Annotated in this window: 14 protein-coding genes; 7 read left to right on the top strand and 7 right to left on the bottom strand. The window is 68.9% G+C overall.

What is annotated here, in order from left to right:
* Positions 1-53: 53 nt before the first annotated feature.
* Positions 54-1088 (top strand): iron-siderophore ABC transporter substrate-binding protein, encoded by a 1035-nt coding sequence (locus ACIA49_RS41695; protein ID WP_396383907.1) that lies wholly within the window; start codon positions 54-56, stop codon positions 1086-1088.
* Positions 1089-1190: 102 nt separating this feature from the next.
* Here ACIA49_RS41695 and ACIA49_RS41690 read toward each other — a convergent pair whose 3' ends face one another.
* Positions 1191-1835, bottom strand: coding sequence for a hypothetical protein (locus ACIA49_RS41690; protein WP_396383906.1), 645 nt, complete (start codon positions 1833-1835; stop codon positions 1191-1193).
* Positions 1836-2100: 265 nt separating this feature from the next.
* Here ACIA49_RS41690 and ACIA49_RS41685 point away from each other — a divergent pair, with 265 nt between their 5' ends.
* The 4 genes from ACIA49_RS41685 (at position 2101) to ACIA49_RS41670 (ending at position 4763) form a co-directional block, all read left to right on the top strand.
* A complete protein-coding gene (locus ACIA49_RS41685; RefSeq protein WP_012918679.1) occupies positions 2101-2586 on the top strand; it encodes a CarD family transcriptional regulator in 486 nt (161 codons plus the stop codon).
* Between the two features lie 51 nt (positions 2587-2637).
* Entirely contained in the window at positions 2638-3333 is a 696-nt protein-coding gene (gene ispD, locus ACIA49_RS41680; protein WP_396383905.1) for a 2-C-methyl-D-erythritol 4-phosphate cytidylyltransferase, read from the top strand.
* Positions 3330-3800 (top strand): 2-C-methyl-D-erythritol 2,4-cyclodiphosphate synthase, encoded by a 471-nt coding sequence (gene ispF / locus ACIA49_RS41675; RefSeq protein ID WP_391542237.1) that lies wholly within the window; start codon positions 3330-3332, stop codon positions 3798-3800. The genes ispD and ispF overlap by 4 nt, the downstream gene beginning before the upstream one ends.
* A 96-nt stretch (positions 3801-3896) precedes the next feature.
* Positions 3897-4763, top strand: coding sequence for a LysR family transcriptional regulator (locus tag ACIA49_RS41670; RefSeq protein WP_396383904.1), 867 nt, complete (start codon positions 3897-3899; stop codon positions 4761-4763).
* Here ACIA49_RS41670 and ACIA49_RS41665 read toward each other — a convergent pair.
* Genes ACIA49_RS41665 through ACIA49_RS41650 form a run of 4 tightly spaced genes read right to left on the bottom strand, consistent with a single transcriptional unit; the run spans position 4760 to position 11850 of the window.
* Positions 4760-5425, bottom strand: a complete 666-nt coding sequence (locus tag ACIA49_RS41665; protein ID WP_396383903.1) for a hypothetical protein — start codon at positions 5423-5425, stop codon at positions 4760-4762. The two genes, ACIA49_RS41670 and ACIA49_RS41665, sit on opposite strands and share 4 nt — an antisense overlap.
* A complete protein-coding gene (locus tag ACIA49_RS41660) occupies positions 5422-6780 on the bottom strand; it encodes a M1 family metallopeptidase (protein WP_396383902.1) in 1359 nt (452 codons plus the stop codon). The genes ACIA49_RS41665 and ACIA49_RS41660 overlap by 4 nt, the downstream gene beginning before the upstream one ends.
* Positions 6780-10712 (bottom strand): Pls/PosA family non-ribosomal peptide synthetase, encoded by a 3933-nt coding sequence (locus tag ACIA49_RS41655; protein ID WP_396383901.1) that lies wholly within the window; start codon positions 10710-10712, stop codon positions 6780-6782. The genes ACIA49_RS41660 and ACIA49_RS41655 overlap by 1 nt, the downstream gene beginning before the upstream one ends.
* Before the next feature lie 55 nt (positions 10713-10767).
* Entirely contained in the window at positions 10768-11850 is a 1083-nt protein-coding gene (locus ACIA49_RS41650; protein ID WP_396383900.1) for a neutral zinc metallopeptidase, read from the bottom strand.
* A gap of 55 nt (positions 11851-11905) precedes the next feature.
* Between ACIA49_RS41650 and ACIA49_RS41645 the strand changes: the two genes are divergently transcribed.
* The gene (locus tag ACIA49_RS41645) at positions 11906-13591 is read left to right on the top strand and encodes a DUF2207 domain-containing protein (RefSeq protein WP_396383899.1); all 1686 of its coding nucleotides are present in this window, start codon (positions 11906-11908) and stop codon (positions 13589-13591) included.
* 1018 nt (positions 13592-14609) lie between these two features.
* Here ACIA49_RS41645 and ACIA49_RS41640 read toward each other — a convergent pair.
* Together ACIA49_RS41640 and ACIA49_RS41635 are read right to left on the bottom strand one after the other, a co-directional pair.
* Positions 14610-16292 carry a neutral zinc metallopeptidase gene (locus tag ACIA49_RS41640; RefSeq protein WP_396383898.1) on the bottom strand — a complete coding sequence of 561 codons (1683 nt, stop codon included), beginning with the start codon at positions 16290-16292 and terminating at the stop codon, positions 14610-14612.
* A 174-nt stretch (positions 16293-16466) separates the two neighbouring features.
* Positions 16467-17693 (bottom strand): neutral zinc metallopeptidase, encoded by a 1227-nt coding sequence (locus ACIA49_RS41635; protein ID WP_396383897.1) that lies wholly within the window; start codon positions 17691-17693, stop codon positions 16467-16469.
* Between the two features lie 118 nt (positions 17694-17811).
* Here ACIA49_RS41635 and ACIA49_RS41630 point away from each other — a divergent pair, with 118 nt between their 5' ends.
* Complete coding sequence (locus tag ACIA49_RS41630; protein WP_396383896.1) at positions 17812-19491, top strand: DUF2207 family protein; 1680 nt, start codon at positions 17812-17814, stop codon at positions 19489-19491.
* Position 19492: the final 1 nt, after the last annotated feature.

The following is a 19492-nucleotide window of genomic DNA, read 5'->3' as shown; positions in this document are numbered from 1 at the left end:
TTGTAGTTAGCTTAGGCTGTCCTTAGTTGAGGATCCGACTGAGGAGAGTTTCCATGGCATGGCCCCCCTTCCCTTCGATCAAGGCCGGCAGGGTGATCAGTGCGGCCGCCGGCGTACTGATCGCATCCAGCTTGCTCGTCGCGTGCGGTGACAGCGACGACGCCCAGCCGCAAGGAGCGGGGAGTACGGCGTCCACCGGCTTCCCGGTGACGCTGAAGAACACCTTCGGCGACACCGTCGTTCCCGCGAAGCCGCAGCGCATCGTCACCCTCGGCTGGAACGCCCAGGACATCGTTCACGCCCTCGGTGAGACCCCGGTGGCGATCCCCAAGGTCACCTACGGCCCGACCGCGGCCGGGGTGAGCGCGTGGGACGCCGACTGGTTCGACCCGGCCAAGACCCAGCTCCTCGACACCGGTGACAAGTACCCGTTCGAGAAGATCGCCGCGCTGAAGCCCGACGTGATCCTGGCGCCGTACGAGGGCTTCGACAAGGCGACGTACGACACCCTGTCCGGCATCGCGCCGACCGTTGCCTACCCCGGCGCCCCGTGGCAGACCACCTGGCAGGACCAGACCCTGCTGGTAGGCGAGGCCCTCGGCAAGAAGGCCGAGGCCGAGAAGCTGATCACCGGCCTGAACGACAAGGTCAAGCAGGTCGCCGCCGAGCACCCCGAATTCAAGGGCAAGACCATCACGGTCGGCTCGTTCGGCAAGGACAACTACATCTACATGCCCGGTGACCCGCGCGTGCAGATCCTCAACCAGATGGGCTTCGTGAACGCCCCCGGCGTCGAGACCCTGGAGAAGGCGAACGCCAAGAAGGAGTTCGCGGTCACCATCAGCAAGGAGAAGATCGCCGACGCCGATGCCGACGTCCTGATCGCGTACGTCGACGGCCTCGGCCCGCAGAAGTTCGCCGCCGACCCGATCTACTCCTCGCTCGGCGCGGTCAAGCGCGGCAGCGCCTACGCCCTCGACGACCAGCAGGTTATCTCCGGCATGAGTTCGGTCAGCGTCCTGAGCGTCCCGTGGGTCCTCGACAAGATGATCCCCGAGCTCGCCAAGGCGGCCCAAGCCGCCAACTGAACGTCCGACGGGACCTCGGCCACAGGCCCCGCCGGTACGACGAACGGGCCGCCCCGCGCCGGGAGCGGCCCGTTCGGCCTGTCTGGAGGAACCCCTGAGGGGCTAGTGCTCGCCCGCAGGCGCGTCGTCGCGCGGGCTGGGGGTGTAGTGGTCCTCGGTGAGGACCGGGACGTAGGTGGTGATGGGGGCGGCCTTGGCGAAGGTCAGGACCAGGTTGACCATCTGGCCGGGCTTGGCGCCGGTGACCGAGAAGGGCTTGGCCGGGGCCGCCGTGGGCGTCGCCGGGGTCGCGGTCGGGGCATCCGTGGGGACGGCCGTCGGCGTCGTACTCGGGGTCGTGGTGGGGGCCTCGACACCCGGGGTCTGCGGGAGGGTGAGGGCCGCGCCGACCTGCAGGGGCAGGGCCTCGAACTTGCCGAAGGTGACGACGCCGGGCTGGTCGCTGCCGTCCTGGCCGTCGGGCGTGCCGGGGGCGGCCTGGGTCACCGAGACCAGGGTGTCGGTGGCGGTGCCGTTGTTGACGACGACGCCGTGCAGTTCGCCCTTGCCGTCCTCGGAGGCCAGGACCAGGAGGTTGCGGACCACGATGCCACCGGAGGAGGCGTTGGTGCCTTCGGCCGGCTGGTACGGCTGGGAGGTCTGGGCGCTGAAGTTCGCGCCACAGGCCGCCAGGGCGATACTGAGAGTGGCGGCGGCGCCCGCCAGCGCGGCGCGCCGGACGGACCGCGCGGACAACGTGATCGGCACTGGAATCCCTCTCCTGCAAGCTGTTTCGGGGCCCTTCGGCGGTGTCCGAGTCCTGGATTCGGTGCACGGCCTCCGGCGCAGCACAGCGTAGTGCCCGGGCCCGGAACGCCCGCAGCCGGGTGGGCCCTGGGCAACGGTTCTCGCGCGCACAAGGCATGGCCGACAGTGTTTGTCAAGGCGGGAAATGGCCTCTGACCAGCACAAACGTCCGAACCGGACCAGCGACTGCGTGGTAGGATAGGACTCGGAAAGGGGCACGTGACATATGACTTTCACAGTCGGCGAGACGGTTGTTTACCCCAACCATGGTGCGGCCGTCATCGAGGACATCGAGACCCGTCAGATCAAAGGTGAGGACAAGACCTATCTGGTCTTGAGGATCGTCGCTCAGAACGACCTGGTCGTCCGGGTCCCCGCGTGCAACCTCGATCTTGTCGGCGTGCGTGACGTCGTGGATCAGGCCGGTCTGGAGCGCGTCTTCGACGTGCTGCGGGCTCCGCACACGGAGGAGCCGACCAACTGGTCGCGACGTTACAAGGCGAACCTGGAGAAGCTGCACTCCGGTGACGTGATGAAGGTGGCAGAGGTCGTCCGCGACCTGTGGCGCCGTGAGCGTGACCGTGGTCTGTCGGCCGGTGAGAAGCGGATGCTGGCGAAGGCTCGCCAGATCCTCGTCTCCGAGCTGGCGCTGGCCGAGCACACCAACGAGGACAAGGCGGAAGCCATCCTCGACGAGGTTCTCGCGTCCTGATCCACAGGTCGAGTCTGCACCCGTGATCCTGTCGTCCGAATCCGTCCCGTCATGAGTACGGCGGCGATCATTCCGGCGGCAGGTCTCGGGTTGAGGCTCGGTGGTGAGACCCCGAAGGCATTTCGAGAGGTCGGTGGCGACGCGCTGCTGGTCCACGCGGTCCGTGGACTGAAGGCAGCGTCCGCCGCCGACCTCGTCTGTTTGGTGGTCGCAGTCCCGCCGGGGACCGAGGAGACGGTCACCAAAGAGCTCACCCCGTACGTCGGGGATACCCGACTGCTCGTGGTTGCCGGCGGCGCCGAGCGGTCCGACTCGGTGCGGACCGCCCTCGAGTTGGTCCCGGTCGACGGGATCGACTGCATCCTCGTGCATGACGCGGCCAGGGCGTTCGTCCCGGTCGACGCGATCGAGCGCGTGGTCGCGGCTGTCCGCGCCGGCGCGCAGGCCGTCGTACCGGCTGTCGCGGTGACGGACACGATCAAGCAGGTCGGGCCGTCCGGTGAAGTTGTTGCCACGCCGGACCGGTCGACGCTGGTTGCTGTGCAGACTCCGCAGGGCTTCGCTCCCGACGTACTGCGGCGGGCGCATGCGGCGGGTGTGGTCGGTGCGACCGACGATGCGATGCTGTGTGAGGCGCTTGGAGTGACCGTGCTGACGGTCGAAGGGTCGCCGGACGCGTTCAAGGTGACGCGGCCCCAGGACTTGCTGCTGGCGGAGGCCCTGCTGGCGGAGAGGCGAGTGGTGTGAAGATCCCCCGGGTCGGCAACGGCATCGACGTCCATCCGCTGGAGGAGGGCCGGCCGATGTGGCTGGCCGGACTGCACTGGCCGGACGAGCCCGCTGGGCTGGCCGGCCACTCGGACGGTGACGCCGCCGCCCACGCCATCTGTACGGCGCTCCTGAGCGCTGCCCGGCTTGGTGACCTGGGATCGAACTTCGGCACGGCCGAGCCCGAGTGGGCCGGGGCTGCCGGGGTCGCCCTGGTGACCGAGGCGGCGCGGCGGGTACGCGCGGCCGGCTTCGAGATCGGCAATGTGACGGTCCAGATCGTCTGCAACCGGCCACGGATCGGCGTCCGCCGCGAAGAGGCCGAGAAGGTGCTGAGCGCCGCGTGCGACGCCGAGGTTTCGGTCAGCGCCGCCACCACCGACGGCCTGGGCTTCCCCGGCCGCGGCGAAGGCATCGTTGCCATGGCAACAGCCCTGATCTACTGAGCCCGGTTGCCCACGGCACCCAGTCACGGGGCCTTCGCACGCCCGGCCATCCATCACAACCTGTCCATGTTTATCGATTTTCCATATCCTGGGGTTATGGACCTGCGATTGCTGCGCGCCTTCATCACGGTCGCCAGACTGCGGACGTTCGGGGCGGCGGCCGACGAGCTGGCGACCAGCCAGCCTGCCCTCACCAAGCAGATCCAGGTGCTGGAACGCCGGCTCGGGTCGGCCCTGTTCGTCCGCGGCCGGCATGGCGCCCGGCTGACTCCGGAGGGTGAACTGCTGCTGCCTGACGCTCTGCAACTGATCGAGCGTTCGGAGGCCTTCGAACGGCGTGCCGCCCAGGTCGCCGCGGGCGCCGAGGGATCCCTCGCGATCGGCTTCGGCCTGTCCGGCATCGAGCTGGCACCACGCGCAGTCGCACTCTTCCGCAGCCGCTGGCCACGAGTCTCCGTGTCACTCGAGGACCTGTCCTCGGCCGAGCAGTACGAGCGCCTCCAAGCCGGCGGACTGCAGATCGGCTTCGTCCGCCTGCCGGTCCCGGCCGGCCTCGAACACCTGCGGTTGCGCAAGGACCGCCTGGCTCTCGCGTTGCCCATCGATCAGGCTGTGCCCCGTGACCTCGCCAGCTGGCTGGACGGCCGTCCGCTGGTCCGGCTGACGCCGAGCCGCGGTCCCGGCCTCGCAGCACAGATCAACGGCCTGTACGCCGAACTCGGTTGCCACCCGCAAGTGCTGCAGGAAGCGGGTGACCTGCAGACGATGCTGGCCCTCACCGCGGCCGGCGCCGGACCATCCGTCGTACCGCTGTCTGCTGAACGGATCGCCCCGGGCGAGGTCCGCCTCGTCCCACTCCCCGGTCGCGCTGCGACCTGGTGGATCGGCGCTGCCTGGTCCACCCGCACGCCCCTCACCGAACGCTTCGTTCGCACCGCGACCGAGGTCGCGCGCGCGTCTTAGGGGCCAGAGGTGAAGCGAGGGTTGGCCACGGGGTGAACCTGGCCGAGGCGTCGTCGGTTCAGGTACGCCGCGACGACGATGCCGGAGGCAACGATCAGGCCGCCGATGCCCGCGACCAGATCGCGCGTGACGTGCTCCTGGCCGACGAACTGCCCCCGCAGTACGCCGTGCGGGTCGACGATCACCTGGACCTGGCCGCCCGGGAACTCGTGCCGCGTCGAGGTTCTGAAGTCGTAGCTGTGGCCGTCAGGGCAGTCCGCGGTGAAGTCGGTGACGCCGAAGTGGTGGTAGTCGCGCACTGTGCAGTTGACGCGCGTCCCGAAGTGGGCCAGCGCGACCGGGGTCGGCGTCATCAGGAACGGAACCGCCGCGAGACCGCTCGCCAGCGCACCGAAGTACCCGTAGTTCCCGCCGCCCAGAATCGCGATCCCGAACGTGAAGAACACGACCCCGGCCAGCATGACCAGTAACGCGAGCAGGATCGAGTGCGGCGGGAAGGTGTAGAGCACACCGGCGAGGAAGAACAGCGTCGCGCCCAGCCCGATGTAGCGCCAGATCGGGCCTTGCGGAGTCCCGTGCCGCCGCAGTGGCTTCCCGGCGATGATCGCGATCACGAGGATCGCGGTGACACCGGCGAAGAACCCCAGCGGGACGTACTTCACGAACGCCGCTTCCTCGCAGCCCTCGGCAGTGCCGGCAGCTCGTAGCCATCCAGCCAGGACGTGAACAACGCATCCAGTACGTCGGCATCCGGGGCGAACGTGGCCGCGAGCGACCGGAAGTCCGCCGTACTGACTGAGCCGTGCCGGTTGGTCTTGGTCCAGGTGCGCAGCAGGTCGAAGAAGGCCTCGTCGCCCAGGTACTGCCGGACGGCGTGCAGGGTGATCGCACCGCGCTTGTAGAGCCGGTCGTCGAACATCAGCTCCGGACCGGGGTCTGACAGGAGCAGGTCCTGCGGCAGACCGCGCAGTCGCGTGTGAGCCTTGGTCACCTGCTGGTCGGCGCTCAGACCACCGGACTCCTCTGACCACAGCCACTCGGCGTAGCAGGCGAAGCCTTCGTTGAGCCAGATGTCCTTCCAGGCCGACGGTGTGAGGCTGTTGCCGAACCACTGGTGTGCCAGCTCGTGTGCGACCAGCCGCTCCGACGTACGGCGTCCGTCCACGTGGTTGCTGCCGAAGATCGAGACGCCCTGTGCCTCCAGGGGAATCTCCAGATCGTCATCGGTCACGACAACCGTGTAGCCGCCGAACGGGTACGAGCCGAAGAGCTGGCAGAACAGCTTCATCATGTCCTGCTGCCGACCGAAGTCGTGCTTGAACTCGCGCAGCTCACCAGGCGGTACCAGCGCCCGCGTCGTGACCGGAGCGGCGGCCAGGTCCTGTACGTCGTACCGGCCGATCTGCACGGTCGCCAGGTACGTCGCCATCGGCGCAGCCTGGTCGTAGACCCAGGTGGTCCGGCTGGCCTTCACGCGCCGCGAAACGAGCCGTCCGTTGGCCAGCGCGTAGTACGGCGAGTCAGTGGTGATCGTGATCCGGTAGTGCGCCTTGTCAGCCGGGTGGTCGTTGCAGGGGAACCACGTGGCCGCCCCACTGGGCTGGCTGGCCACGATGACACCCTCAGTGAGCTCGTCCCAGCCCAGACCGCCCCACGGGCTGTCCTCCGGCTTCGGGTTCCCGGCGTACTGGATGTCGACGGTGAACTCGGCACCGTCCATCAGAGTGCTCGCTGGGGTGATGTGCAGCTTGCCGGCGCGCTGTGTGTAGCGAGAGACCCGGCGGCCGTTGACAGTCACCTTGGCGACGCGCAGCCCGGACAGGTCGAGGGCGAACCGGGTCAGCGCCTGCTCGGCGACCGCAGTGATGCTGGCCTTGCCGGACAGCCGGTTGCTGTTGACGCGGTAGTCCAGATCGAGCTCGTACGACTCGACGTGGTACCCGCCGTTGCCGTGGTGCGGCGTGTAGGGGTCCCCGGCGGACGAGTCTCCTGGCTGTCCATGACCACGCAGAACCATCAGCCCTGCCAGGGAGCGATCGGGTTGCCCGCCCAACGGGTTCCGTCGGGCACTCCTTCACCGCGCATCACGAGAGACACCGGGCCGATAGTAGCCCCTGCACCTACTGACGCCGCAGGCAGGACGATGCCGTGCGGTCCGAGCGTTGCTCCCGGCCCGAAGGTGACTGTGCTCATGGAGAGCACTCGATCATGAAATAGGTGCGTCTGCAGCACGCAGCCGCGATTCACCGTGGCGCCGTCGCCCAAAGTGATCAGGTCGGCCTCCGGGAACCAGTACGTCTCGCACCAGACGCCCTTGCCGATCTTGGCCCCGAGAGACCGCAGCCAGAGCGCCAGCACCGGCGTACCGGCGGCTGCGTTGGCGAACCAGGGTGCGGCGACCAGTTCGACGAAGCTGTCGACCACTTCGTTGCGCCAGACGAAGGAGCTCCACAGCGGGTACTCGACCGCGCGGGTGCGCCCGACGATCACCCACTTGGCCACCGTCGCCATTCCGCCCGCCACCGCGCCGGCGGCCAGGATGACCGCACCGGAGAGCAGCAGCGCCGCCCACGGGCCCAGCCAGATGTCGAGCGCCTGCAGCCCGAACAGCACGCCCAGTGCGATCAGCACCGTGCACATCATCGGGACGAACCGGCACAGCTCGACCAGCGCCCGAGCCACCTTGAGCTTGTACGGCGGGTGGAACGTGCGGCTCTGATCGCCCTCGACCGCCTGCCGGCGCAGCTTCACCGGCGGCGAGCCCAGCCACGACGTACCGGCCTTGGACTTCTTCGGAGCAGCCGACAGTACGGCGACCAGTCCGTTCTTCGGGACGTTCCGGCCGGGCGCAGCCATCCCGGAGTTGCCCAGGAACGCGCGCTTGCCGACCTTCGCGCCGGCCACGTGCAGCCAGCCGCCACCGAGCTCGTACGACGCGATCATCGTGTCGTCGGCCAGGAACGCGCCCTCGCCGACTGTGGTCATCTTGGGCAGCAGCAGCACGGTCGACGCCTCGACGTCCTTACCGATCTTCGCGCCGAGCGCCCGCAACCACCATGGCGTCGCGAGACTCGCGTACAGCGGGAACAGCAGCGTCCGGGCGGTGTCCAGCAACCGCTCGGTCGCCCACACCTGCCAGCCGACCCGACTCCGCACCGGGTAGTGACCGGGCTTTAGTCCGATTCCCAGCAGGCGAACGCCGATCAGGGTCAGTACGGCGAGCGTCACGAAGCCGACCAGGGTCATCAGTGGGACAGCGCCGAGCGCTCGCAGTGCTGCCTGGCCAAGTGTCTCGGTGCCGTGGAGCGCACGGCCGAGCACGACCAACGCTGCGGCGGCAGCGGCGACCGGGAGCAACGACATCACCGCGGACTGAGCGCCGTACGCAGCAACCCACCAGGGCGCGCGGGCGGGGCGCTCGTCGGGCCACGGGTGCCGGGCGCGACCAACGCGGGAGGCGGGCGAGCCGGACCAGCGCTCGTTCGCGGGGACCTTGCCGGACACAGCGGAGCCGGCCGCGATCTCGGCACCCCGACCGATCTCAGCACCGGGCAGCAGCATCGAACGCGAGCCGACGACCGCATCCGCGCCCACAGTGATCGCACCGACGAGCAGTTGGTCGCCGTCGATCCAGTAGCCGGACAGGTCGACCTCGGGCTCGATCGAGGCACCACGGCCCATGGTCAGCATGCCGGTGACCGGCGGCAGTGTGTGCAGGTCGACACCGCGGCCGATCTTGGCTCCCAGTGCGCGGGCGTAGTACGCGATCCAGGGCGCACCGGCCAAGTTGGCCGCACCGGCTGCGTCCGCGAGGTTCTCGGCGGCCCAGAGCCGGACGTGCACGTTGCCACCGCGTGGATAGGTGCCCGGCTTCAGTCCGCGAAGCAGCAGTCGAGCGCCGACTACTGCGATCCCCATCCGGCCTGCGGGGGTGATCAGCAGCAGCCAGCCGGCCAGGATCCACCACCACGACACAGTCCGGATCCACGGCAGTGGACCGGCGAACTGGTCGAGCAGGTTGTTCAGTGTGAACAGGTAGACCAGCCAGCGCACACCGACCACGGTCTGCAGTACAAGAGTCAGCGCGGTCTGCAGCAGCTGCGTACCCGGTGGTGTCGGCCGGATGTCCCGCAGCTCGACCGGCTCCGCCAGCACCTGGGTGGAGTCGTCGAGCCGATCGGCCAGTGCGCCGAGTCGCGGGTACTCATAGATGTCTGCGACGGTCACCTCGGGGTAGCGCTCGCGTAGCGCCGACACCAGCTGTGCTGCGGCCAGACTGCCGCCACCGTGCATGAAGAAGTCGTTGTCGGTCCCGGTGACCGTGGCACCGAGCACCTTGGTCCAACGCTCGGCCACCCACCCCGCCGTACCGTCTAGCTCGGCAGCAGGGCCGTCAGAGTCCATGCCGGGCAGGGGCCAGGGCAGTGCGTTGCGGTCGACCTTGCCGGAGGTGCGGGTGGGCAGGGTGTCGACGATCGCCAGCAGCGGTACCAGTGCGGCGGGCAGAGCCTCACGCAGCCGCTCGGTCGCGCCCTTCTGGTCAAACGCCTCCGGCTCGTCCGGTACGACGTACCCGACCAGAAGCTGGTTGCCGGCAGCAGAAGCCCGTACGGCGGCGGCCGCGCCGGACACTCCGGGTAGGGCCTGCAGGGCCGCGTCGACCTCGCCCAACTCGATCCGTCGGCCACCGAGTTTGATCTGCTCATCGGCCCGGCCTTGGAAGAGCAGCCCGGCCGCCTCGTTCTTGACCAGGTCGCCACTGCGGTAAGCGCGCTCCCAGCCCAGCGATGGCATCGGGGCGAACTTCTCCGCGTCCTTGGCCGGGTCGAGGTAGCGGGCCAGGCCGACGCCGCCGATGATCAGCTCACCGATCCCGCCCTCGGGTACTTCGTTGCCGTCGGCATCTACTACGGCGAGGTCCCAACCGTCCAACGGCAGGCCGATCCGGACCGGACCCTCGCCGGTCAACGGCGCGCCACAGGCGACGACGGTCGCTTCAGTCGGGCCGTACGTGTTCCACACCTCGCGGCCGTCGACGGCGAGCCGCTCGGCCAGCTCAGGTGGGCACGCCTCGCCGCCGAAGATCAGTAGCCGGACCTGGTCGAGCGCATCGGCCGGCCAGAGCGCGGCCAGCGTCGGTACGGTCGAGACGATCGTGATGCCCTGCGCGACCAGCCACGGGCCGAGGTCCATCCCGCTGCGGACCAGTGAGCGCGGCGCGGGGACCAGGCAAGCGCCATGCCCCCACGCGAGCCACATCTCCTCGCAGGACGCGTCGAACGCGACCGACAGTCCGGCCAGAACACGGTCGTCCGGGCCGATCGGCTCCTGCTGCAGGAACATCCGGGCCTCGGCGTCCACGAACGCCGCCGCGGACCGGTGCGACACCGCGACACCTTTCGGTACGCCGGTCGAGCCCGAGGTGAAGATGATCCACGCGTCGTCGCCGGGCTCTGGTCCGTCGCCGGTACGGCGGGTTGGCGCGACGTCGGTCGAGTCCATCCGGGCCGAGTAGGGGTAGTCGTAGTACCCGTCGGCGTTGTCGTTCGCCGCTACGGGGACTGGCTGCTCACGCAGGATGGTGAGCTCGAGGTCGTCGGCGACAGCCGCGGCGACGGCGGCCTCACCGAACACCAGCTCGGCCCGCTCTTCCGGGTCGTCCGCGTCGACCGGAACGTAAGCCGCTCCGGCCTGCAGGGTTCCGAGGATGGCGACGTACAGGTCGTTGTGGCCGGACGAGAGCCGGACGCCGACGCGGTCACCGGGCCCGATGCCGGCTGCGGTCAGGCGGGCGGCGAGCTTCTCCACCTGGACCATCAGCTCGCGATAGCTCAGGCTCACACTGCCGTCGTCCAGCGCGGGTTCGTCGGCGTACTTGGCGGCCGTTTCGGACAGCACGTCCACCAATGTCCGCGCCGACGGCGCCAGGTCCCCGCGTCGCAACGTCACGGGCGAATGTTACGCCGCTGGGTTAACGCCGCCGGAACGCTGAGCGGCCGGTGGACTACTTCACCAGGTCGGTGTTCACGGCGAACGTGTTGCAGGCCTTGTTCGCGCCGATGTTGAAGCCGTTCTGGATCCAGAAGCCCTGGCTGGTGGCCAGACCGTGGGTCCGCTCGTCCTCGGGCGTGTCCGGGGTCTCACCGAAGCTGTTGCTGGACTGCTCCTTGAACTCGTCCAGCCGATTGGTGAGCGGGTAGGACTGCTCCACGGCCTTGCTGAACACACCGGCGAAGCAGGATGCCTGCAGCTCGTTGCGCCGCGACGACTCGAGCTTCTGCTCGGGGTGGTCCTGCAGGTAGACCGCACGGGCGTAGAACAGACCGCTCTCACCCTGCACGTGGTGGCCGTACTCGTGCGCGATGGTCATCAGGTACGCGAGGTCCTGCTTCGACCCGAACGCCTTGTTCATCTGCAGTACGTCGGTGTACATCACGTGGTTGCCGTAGCAGTAGAAGGCCAGCACGCGACCGGACAGCGGAGCGAAGCGGCCGCAGGGCGTGTCCACCGGCTTGTCGAACACCACCAGGCCGGGGTCGGGGTCGCTCTTGCCGAGCTCCTTGAAGATCGGCCGCCACGCCTCGTTCAGGCAGGCGAACAGCTTCTGGTAGTAGACCTTCTGAGAGGCCAGACTGCCGTCGCCGAGGTTCTCGGCCTTGCAGTCCTGCACCGGTAGTGGACCGGTCCGGTAGATGCTCGCGTTGAGCAGGAAGTCCTCGGCGGTGCCCTGTGCCGGCTTGCTGGTCGGCGTCGGCACGATCGACGGACCGGTCACGCCCGGGTCGGCAGTGGCGTCGGTGCCGCGGCCGAGCAGGGCCACGATGACGACCAGTGACACACCCAGGAACATCAGCACGGCGATGCTGAACACGATCAGCCGGAGTCCGCCGCCACGGCGCTTCGGTGGCTGGAAGCCGTTGAACTGTCCGCCGGGCGGTCCGTAGTACGGCTGCGCCCACTGGCCGGGCTGCTGGTACTGCTGCTGTTGGTACTGGGGCTGGCCCTGCCACTGCGTGGCCTGGGGCGGCGGGAGCACGCCGGGTGGGGGACCGATCCGGTCCTGGGGACCGCCGTACGGGCTGCTCACCGGACTTGCCCTCCTGATTTCGCTCGACGAACCGGCACGAGACTACTCTCAACCCATGTCACTGAAGCGCCGCGTCCTCCCGGCCGCCCTGATGATTTGTCTGACCGCACCGATCGTTGCCCTGAGCACGTTGCCCGCACAGGCCGCGGACGACCAGATCTCGGGCTACTCCGCCGATGCGACGCTCACCAAGGACGGCAAGCTCCAGATCAAGGAGACCGTCGACCTGACCGCCGGCGGCTCGACGTTCAGCCGGACCCTGACCACCCGGGTCCGCGCCGACGCCGAGCGGGACCGCACGTACGACGTCAGCGACGTGACCGCGACGGTGAACGGGCAGCCGGCGCAGGGGCTGGTCAACGAGGGCATCGACGACGGCCGCCGGATCACGGTGAACGCGTCCGGCAAGACGACGGTCGTCTACAGCTACACCGTCGGCAACGTGGTGGCGGAGTCTGTTGAGGGCCGTGAGGTCAGCTGGCCGGTGGTGCAGGGGTTCTCGACCTCGGTCCCGAAGGCAACGCTGTCGGTCAGCGTTCCGTTCGCCACCTGGGTGACGTGCTTCGCCGGCCGCGTCGGGTCGAGCATGCCGTGTACGTCGTCTCAGCTGGCGGAGTCCGCTGCGTTGGAGATCACGCAGAACGGCGTACCGGCTGGTGGGCGGTTGACGTTCCTGACCGGTCTGAGTGACCAGGCGACTGTGCAGCCGAACGCGGTGTTCGCTACCCGCTGGTCGCTGGGGCGGGCGTTCAGCGTCGACTCCAGCACCATCGGGCTTGCTGTGATCGTGCTGGGCATCGGACTGCTCGGTGCGGCGGCGCTGTGGTTCTTGCGCGGCAGGGACGCGGCCAAGGTCGGCGAGGGTGCGCCTGAGCGCCCGGTGCTCGATGGTGCGGACGGTCCGCAGTTCGCTGCGCCGGACGGGATCCGTCCCGGGCAGGTGGGGACAGTGGTGGACGAGACGGCGGACGTCGTCGACATCACCGCGACGCTGCTAGACCTTGCTGTCCGCAACTACCTGACGATTGTGGAGCTGCCGCGGCAGTCCCAGTTCGGCAAGCTGGACTGGGAGCTGCGCCGCCAGCACCAGGGTGGGCCGGAGCTGCTGTCGTACGAGAAGGCGTTGCTGGACGCGGTCTTCGCCGACGGTGACACGGTGATCGTGTCTGAGCTCGGCTCGTCCCTGCGGCCGCGGCTCAACCTGGTGCGTGAGCAGCTGTACGCCGACGTGGTGACGCAGGGCTGGTTCGCCAGCCGGCCAGACGCCGTACGGGGTCGTTGGACCACTGCGGGACTCGTGCTGCTCGGGGCGGGCGTCGTACTGACGATTGTGCTCGCTGCGGTGAGCAAGTTCGGGTTGGTCGGCTTCGCGGTGATGCTGGCTGGTCTGGCGCTCGCCCTGGCCGGTCAGGCCGCACCGGCCCGCACCGCGCGTGGTGCTGCTGTCCTTGGTCGCGTAGCCGGTCTGCAGCGCTACCTGACCGACGAGACGTCCGCATCGCTCCCGCAGAGCCACCGCCTCGAGTTCGCCTCCCGCTGCCTCCCGTACGCCGCCGTCCTCGGCCTGACCGAGAAGTGGGCCGCCGAGATCGCCGCCACCGACGATGACGACGACCCGGACGCCGGCATCGGCTGGTACTCCGGCCCCGAGAACTGGCATCTCTCCGACATCGGCGAGTCCCTCAGCAACTTCGTCACCTCCTTCGGCGGCTCCCTAGCCACCGCCCGCCGCCTCTTCTAACTCCACCGCCTCCGGCGCCTTCGGCGCGGCCCTCTCGTGGTCCGCGCCGACGCGATTGACGGTGCGAACCTGGTGCTGACCGGAGGGTTCGGTCGCTTGCATGCGGCCGATGGCGCACGCGGTGGCCGGTCGCCGCTGCGGCCGGCTGACAGAGACGGGTGGCCGGGCGGGTCTGTGGCTGAGCCGGATGGTTCGGCCGGCGGTTGGCTGCACCTTGCCTGGGGCTGACGGGCGTGGGCTGGGGACGGTGGCTAGGGCTGACGGGCGTGGGCTGATGCCGGTGGCTGCCGCTTCCTGCTGGGATCACCACTTGCCGGTTCGCGGAGTGGCGAGCTGGGGTGCGTTACGCACCGGAAACGACAGGTGGAACTCCCCATCGCGCGGTCAACCACTGCGGCCGGCGGCGTACCCGGTGGTTGCTCGCCGCTGCGGCCGATTTACTGAGAAGCAGGGTGGCTGGCCAGTCCTCTGGCTGAGGGGGATAGTGCGGTCGGCGACCACCTGCCCGTTGCTTGGGCTTCCGTGCTGTGGCTGAGGCCGTTGGTCCAGGCGGCGACCAGAGGTGACGCTTGCCTGGGGCAGTGGCTGCGCGGTTGGTCCGGCCGGCGACCAGAGGTGGCCGTTGCCTGGGGTTTCGGGGCGAGGGCACTGGCGCAAATTGAGGGGATCTCCGCTCGACTTGCCGGTTCTCTGGTCAAAAAACGAGGGGAGAACCGGCAACTTGAGGGGAGATCCCGCCAAATTTCGGCAGGCTAATAGGGCCGAGCTGGGGTGCGCTACCGACCGGAATCGGCGGGTGGAACTCCCCAGCTCCTCCGGCGGCGGGGATCAGCGGAGTCCTGCTGCCATAGAGAGGCAGTGATTGTTCGCGAAGGTGGGGCGTTTAGGGGCTCAATCTCACGCTGTACTCCGATCACTCGGTGGCGGCTACCAGCAAGTCGATCGCAGTGGGGGGCGTGGCGCCGTTCTGGGGCGGAACGGTCGCCAACATCGGTCAATGGGCCTTCGAGGGGACGAACTAGGCCACGCGGGCCTGGCCGGCCTTGAAGGTGTTGCAGCTGCCGGGGCGCTTGGTGTTGAAGCCGGCGATGTTCCACTGGTAGTTGCTGGCCTTGTTGCCGTGGTCGTGGACGCGGGGGCGCGCGAAGTCGTCCCCGCTGTTGGAGATCAGCGAACGGTAGGCCTGCAACAGCGGCCCGGTGATCGGGATGAAGCCCGAGTTGATGCCCAGGTACGCCGCGCCCAGGCAGCTCGCCTGGAGTTCGCGGCGCCGGCTCTCCTCGAGCTTCTGGCCGGCGTTCATGCTCTGGGCGCGTTCCAGGGAGGCGGCCAGGATGCCGGTCCGCTTCTGCACGTGATGGCCGTACTCGTGGGCGAACGTGCTCAGCATCAGCGCGCGGGCGTAGAGCGGATTCGACTTGTAGGCGCGGGCGTCGACGGCGAACGGCATGTAGATGGTCTCGTTCGCACCGCAGTACGCCGCACGGACGCTGCGCTGGACACCACAGGGGGTGGCGACCTTGCCGTTGTAGACGGCGACCTTGGGGCCGCGGTACTTGACCTTGACCTTCTTCATCGCCGGGACCCAGGTGGCGTTCACGCAGGCCAGCAGCCGGTTGTAGTAGCTCGTGGCCAGCGCGAAGTTGGTCGGCACGAACGGGGGTTCCGGACACTTCGACGGTGCGAGCAGACCGACGGCGTACAGGTTGCTGTTGGTCACCACCTTGTCGGCGGCCGCAGTGTCGGGACCGGTCGGCGTCGCTGACGGCTGCGGGTCCGCGGACGGGGTCTCGGCCGGCTGTGACGGGTTGGTCGAGGGGGTCTCGGCGACCGGCGGGTTGGCGGGCGGTGTGGCCGCGTCGTCGTCGCCGAGGTTGCCGATGAGCAGGGTGATACCGGTACCGACCACTACGACCGCGAGCACGACCAGACCGATCAGGAGCGCGCGTGGTGTCTTACGCGCCTTGCGACGGCGGCCGGCGCCCGGGGGCTGCGGGATCGGAATCGGCGGGTACTGCCAGGTCGGCGGCTGCTGCACCGGCTGACCCATCGGTCCGACCGGACCACCAGCGGCGGCATGGCGCGGCCCACTGGACGGCTGAGCCTGCTGCTCGGGCGGGCTCCACAGGTAGGAGCCGCTGGACTGCTGAGGCGGCGGACCACCTTGCACGGCGGGACGCCCTTGGGCGGGCGGCTGCTGCTGCGGTGCGCGGGCCTGGGGCGCGGACTGCTGCGGAGGAGCCGAGTACGGCGGTTGCTGCCGACCAGGTCCGGTGGGACCTGACTGGGGAGGACGGGCCGGGCCGGAAGCAGGCTGCGACGAGCTGGGGCGGCTCGGCTGTCCGGCAGCGGGCTGGCTCGGCCGACCAGCTTGACCGGGACCGGGCTGGTTCAGACCGGGCTGGTTCAGACCGGGCTGGGGAGGACCCGGCTGGTTGGGCGCGGGCTGGGCGGGACGGTTGGCCGGGGGCGGGGTGGGGCGGCCGGAGGTCGTCTCCTCGGGGCGGCGGGCGGTCCAGCCGTCGCCGAACCAGTTGTTCGCCGGGCGCGGCTCCTCGGACCCCGACGGGTCCTGGAACTCACGTTTCGCCTCGCTCCCGGTCCACCACTTGGGCGACGACGCGTCACCGCGCTCCGGGGGAGCGGCGTTCTCGCCGTCCGCCGGTTCGTCCCCCCGTGGTGGGTTCCCGCTGTCCGACATCGAAACTCCTCACGACCTTGCTGGGTGTAGCCGTCGACAAACTGCTTCCGGCGCTTCTCGGGGTGCCGAAGCCGCGCACGGTCCATCGTCCCCCCGGACAGCCGCCGTACGCCCCCGGGACATACTTTGCGTGATCGCGGGGCCTGGCGCCAGCCACCACGGCCGGTCGGTGAGTTACTGCACCTTCTTCGGCGACGCGACGTAGGTGTTGCATGAAGCCGGGTTGCGCGAGTTGTAGCCGCGCAGCGCCCAGTACTTGTGGTTGACCGCGTCACCGTGGTCGTTCTGCTTGTCGGTGACGTTCCCGATCAGCCAGCGCCACTGCACGGCCGACTGGCCGGAGATGGGGTAGCTCTTCCGGTTGGCGGAGATGAAGATGTCGCTGAAGCAGGACGCCTGCAGCTCGATCCGGCGGGTGATCTCCAGCTCCTTCGCGGTCGACGGAGCGTCGTACCGGATGTCGTGCGCGGCATCGAGGATCCCGGTCAGATTCTGCACGTGGTGACCGTACTCATGGGCGAACTGGTGCAGCATCCACATCCGGGCCAGTACCTTCGACGACTGGTTCGGGTACTGGTTGTAGCCGCCGACGTCCTCGGTGAGGTTCATGTAGATCGTCTCGGTGCTACCGCAGTAGAACGGCGGGCCGCTGTCGTACCAGGTGCCGCAGGGGGTGTTGATGTTGCCGGTGAAGGTGCGCACGCTCGGCGGCCGGAACTTCGCGCCGGCCTTGGTGACCAGCGACGGCCAGGACCGGTTCAGGCAGTTCCACAGGTTGCGGTAGTTCGTCGTGGCACCGGCGGCCGTCGCCAGCCGGGCCGAGGACTCCTTGCAGTTGACCGACCGCATCGCCCCGGACTTGTAGAGGCGGTTCCGAGCGACGATGTCGAGGTCCGTCACGACCACCGGCTTCTTGGTCGGCCGGGTGGTGCGCGGCGCCGTCGGCTTCGGGACCGGCTTCGTGGTCGTCGGTCGTTGGGTGGCAGACGGCTGCGTCGAGGGTTGCGCCGACGGTGTGTAGCCCGTCGGCGAGTACGACGGGCTGTAGCTGGTCGTGTACGTCGGTTCGGGCTGACTCGTGTACGGGCCGTCACTGCTGCCGTTGTGCTTGAGGAAGGTCGAGACGCCGACCAGTCCGACCACACCGGCGACAATCACGCCCACCACAGTCAGAGCGAACTTCGCGCCGCCACCCTTCTTCTTCGGCGGCCGCGGTCCACCCGAGCCCCAGCCGAACTGCTGTCCAGGAGGAGCGCCGTACTGAGGAGCGCCGTACTGCGGCTGCTGCGGCCAGGGCCGCCCCGGCGGCAGGTACTGACCCTGTCCGGGCGGCAGGTACTGACCCTGTGGCGGCTGCTGAGGGTACTGGCCCGGCGGTGGGCCCCACTGATTGCCTGACACCCGCCCGACGGTAGCGGAGCCGTGGGGTCGTTGCCACCGGCACGGAACACGGCCGGAGGCCCCCGTCACGGTATGGTGCCCGGGTCAACTGACCCTCTCTTTACGGTGTGATTGGTCGATGCGTCTACGTCTGCTCGGGACTTCCCTGTGTGCTCTCGGTCTTGCCGCCCTGACCGGCGTACCGGCGGGCGCGGCAACCACCCATACGTCGGCCGATCCGGTCGTGACCAGTTACGCGGCCCAGGTCCGGGTCGAGGAGGACGGGCTGCTCCGGGTCTCGGAGACCTGGAAGCTGACGAACGTGACCGGCACCTTCAGCCGGTTCCTGCTCACCCGGCAGCACCTGGCCGACAACGTCGACCACGTGCAGAAGGTCGACGACGTCAAGGTCAAGACCGCCGGCACCGACCGGAAGTTCGAGCAGAAGCAGGACGGTGACGTCACCTCGATCGCCGTCGGCGATCTCAGTGGTGACACCCAGCTCGACGTCACCTACACGGTCAAGGGTGCGGTCGCCAAGACGCTGAACGGCACCGAGATGCAGTTCTCGCCGCTGAGCGGGATCAACCTGACCATCCAGTCCGTGCACGTCGAGTACAGCGTGCCCGAGACCAGTCACATCTCGTGTTTCGTCGGCTCGATCGACAGCAACACCCCGTGCACGCTGGCCCAGACCGGTGAGGTGTCGGGCCCGACGTTCGAGCAGGCCAGTCTGCCGCCGGGCAACACGGTCCGGATGACGATCGGCTTCCCCGAGGGCAAGATCGCGGCCAACTCGATCGTCGAGTACCGCCGGACGTTCTCGCGGGCCTTCTCCACCGACACCGCCCAGCTGCTGACTGCGGTCGGTCTGCTGGTTCTGGGTGCGCTGGCGCTGCTGCTCCTCTACCGCCTCCGCGGCCGTGACGAGGTCGACCCGCGACGCGTCGTACCGGCGTCGCTGTTCAGCCTTGGGCAGGACGCGCGCATCGACTTCACGCCGCCGTCGGACCTGCGGCCCGGTGAGGTCGGCACGCTGATCGACGAGCGGATCGACCCGGTGGACGTGACCGCGTCCATCATCGACCTGGCCGTCCGCGGTCACATCACGATTGTCGAGCTCGAGCACCGCAGTGAGTACGCGCGTCCCGACTGGGAGCTGCGCCGGGTGTCGAACGCGCCGTCCGAGGAGCTCCAGCGCTACGAGAACGTGCTGATCCGCGCCGTCTTCGGTGACTCCGACTCGGTGCTGGTTTCCGAGCTGGGCCGCCAGGTGCGGGCCAACCTGGCTCAGGTGCAGGACGCCCTGTACGACGGAGTGGTCAAGCGCGGGTGGTTCAACGAGCGACCGGACCGCACCCGCTCGCTGTGGACGACTGTCGGGATCGGGACCACCGTCGCCGGTCTCGTGCTGACTCTGGTGCTCGCACTGCTCTCCAGCTGGGGTCTCGTCGGCCTCGCGGTGATCGCAGTGGGCGTCGGCCTGCTGTTCATCGGTCGGCACATGCCGGCCAAGGCTCCGGCGGCCGGTCGGGTCCTCGGTCAGATCGCTGCGATCCGCGGTGAGCTGGCGGAGATGGACGTGAGTGAGCTGCCGGTCGACCAGCACGCCGAGCTCTGCGCACGGGCTCTCCCGTACGCAGTGGTGCTCGGTGGCGCGGAGCGTTGGATCGACGCACTGGTCGCGACCGACGACGACGCCGATGAGGACGAAGGCTTCAGCTGGTACCGCGGTCCGCGGGGCTGGCACCTGCAGAACCTGCCCGACTCGCTGCGGAACCTCACCACCAACCTCACCGGCGCACTCTTCGCGCGCTGAG

This window comes from Kribbella sp. NPDC051587, from assembly GCF_044453945.1.
GTDB lineage: Bacteria > Actinomycetota > Actinomycetes > Propionibacteriales > Kribbellaceae > Kribbella.
This window is presented reverse-complemented; position numbering and strand designations above follow the sequence as displayed.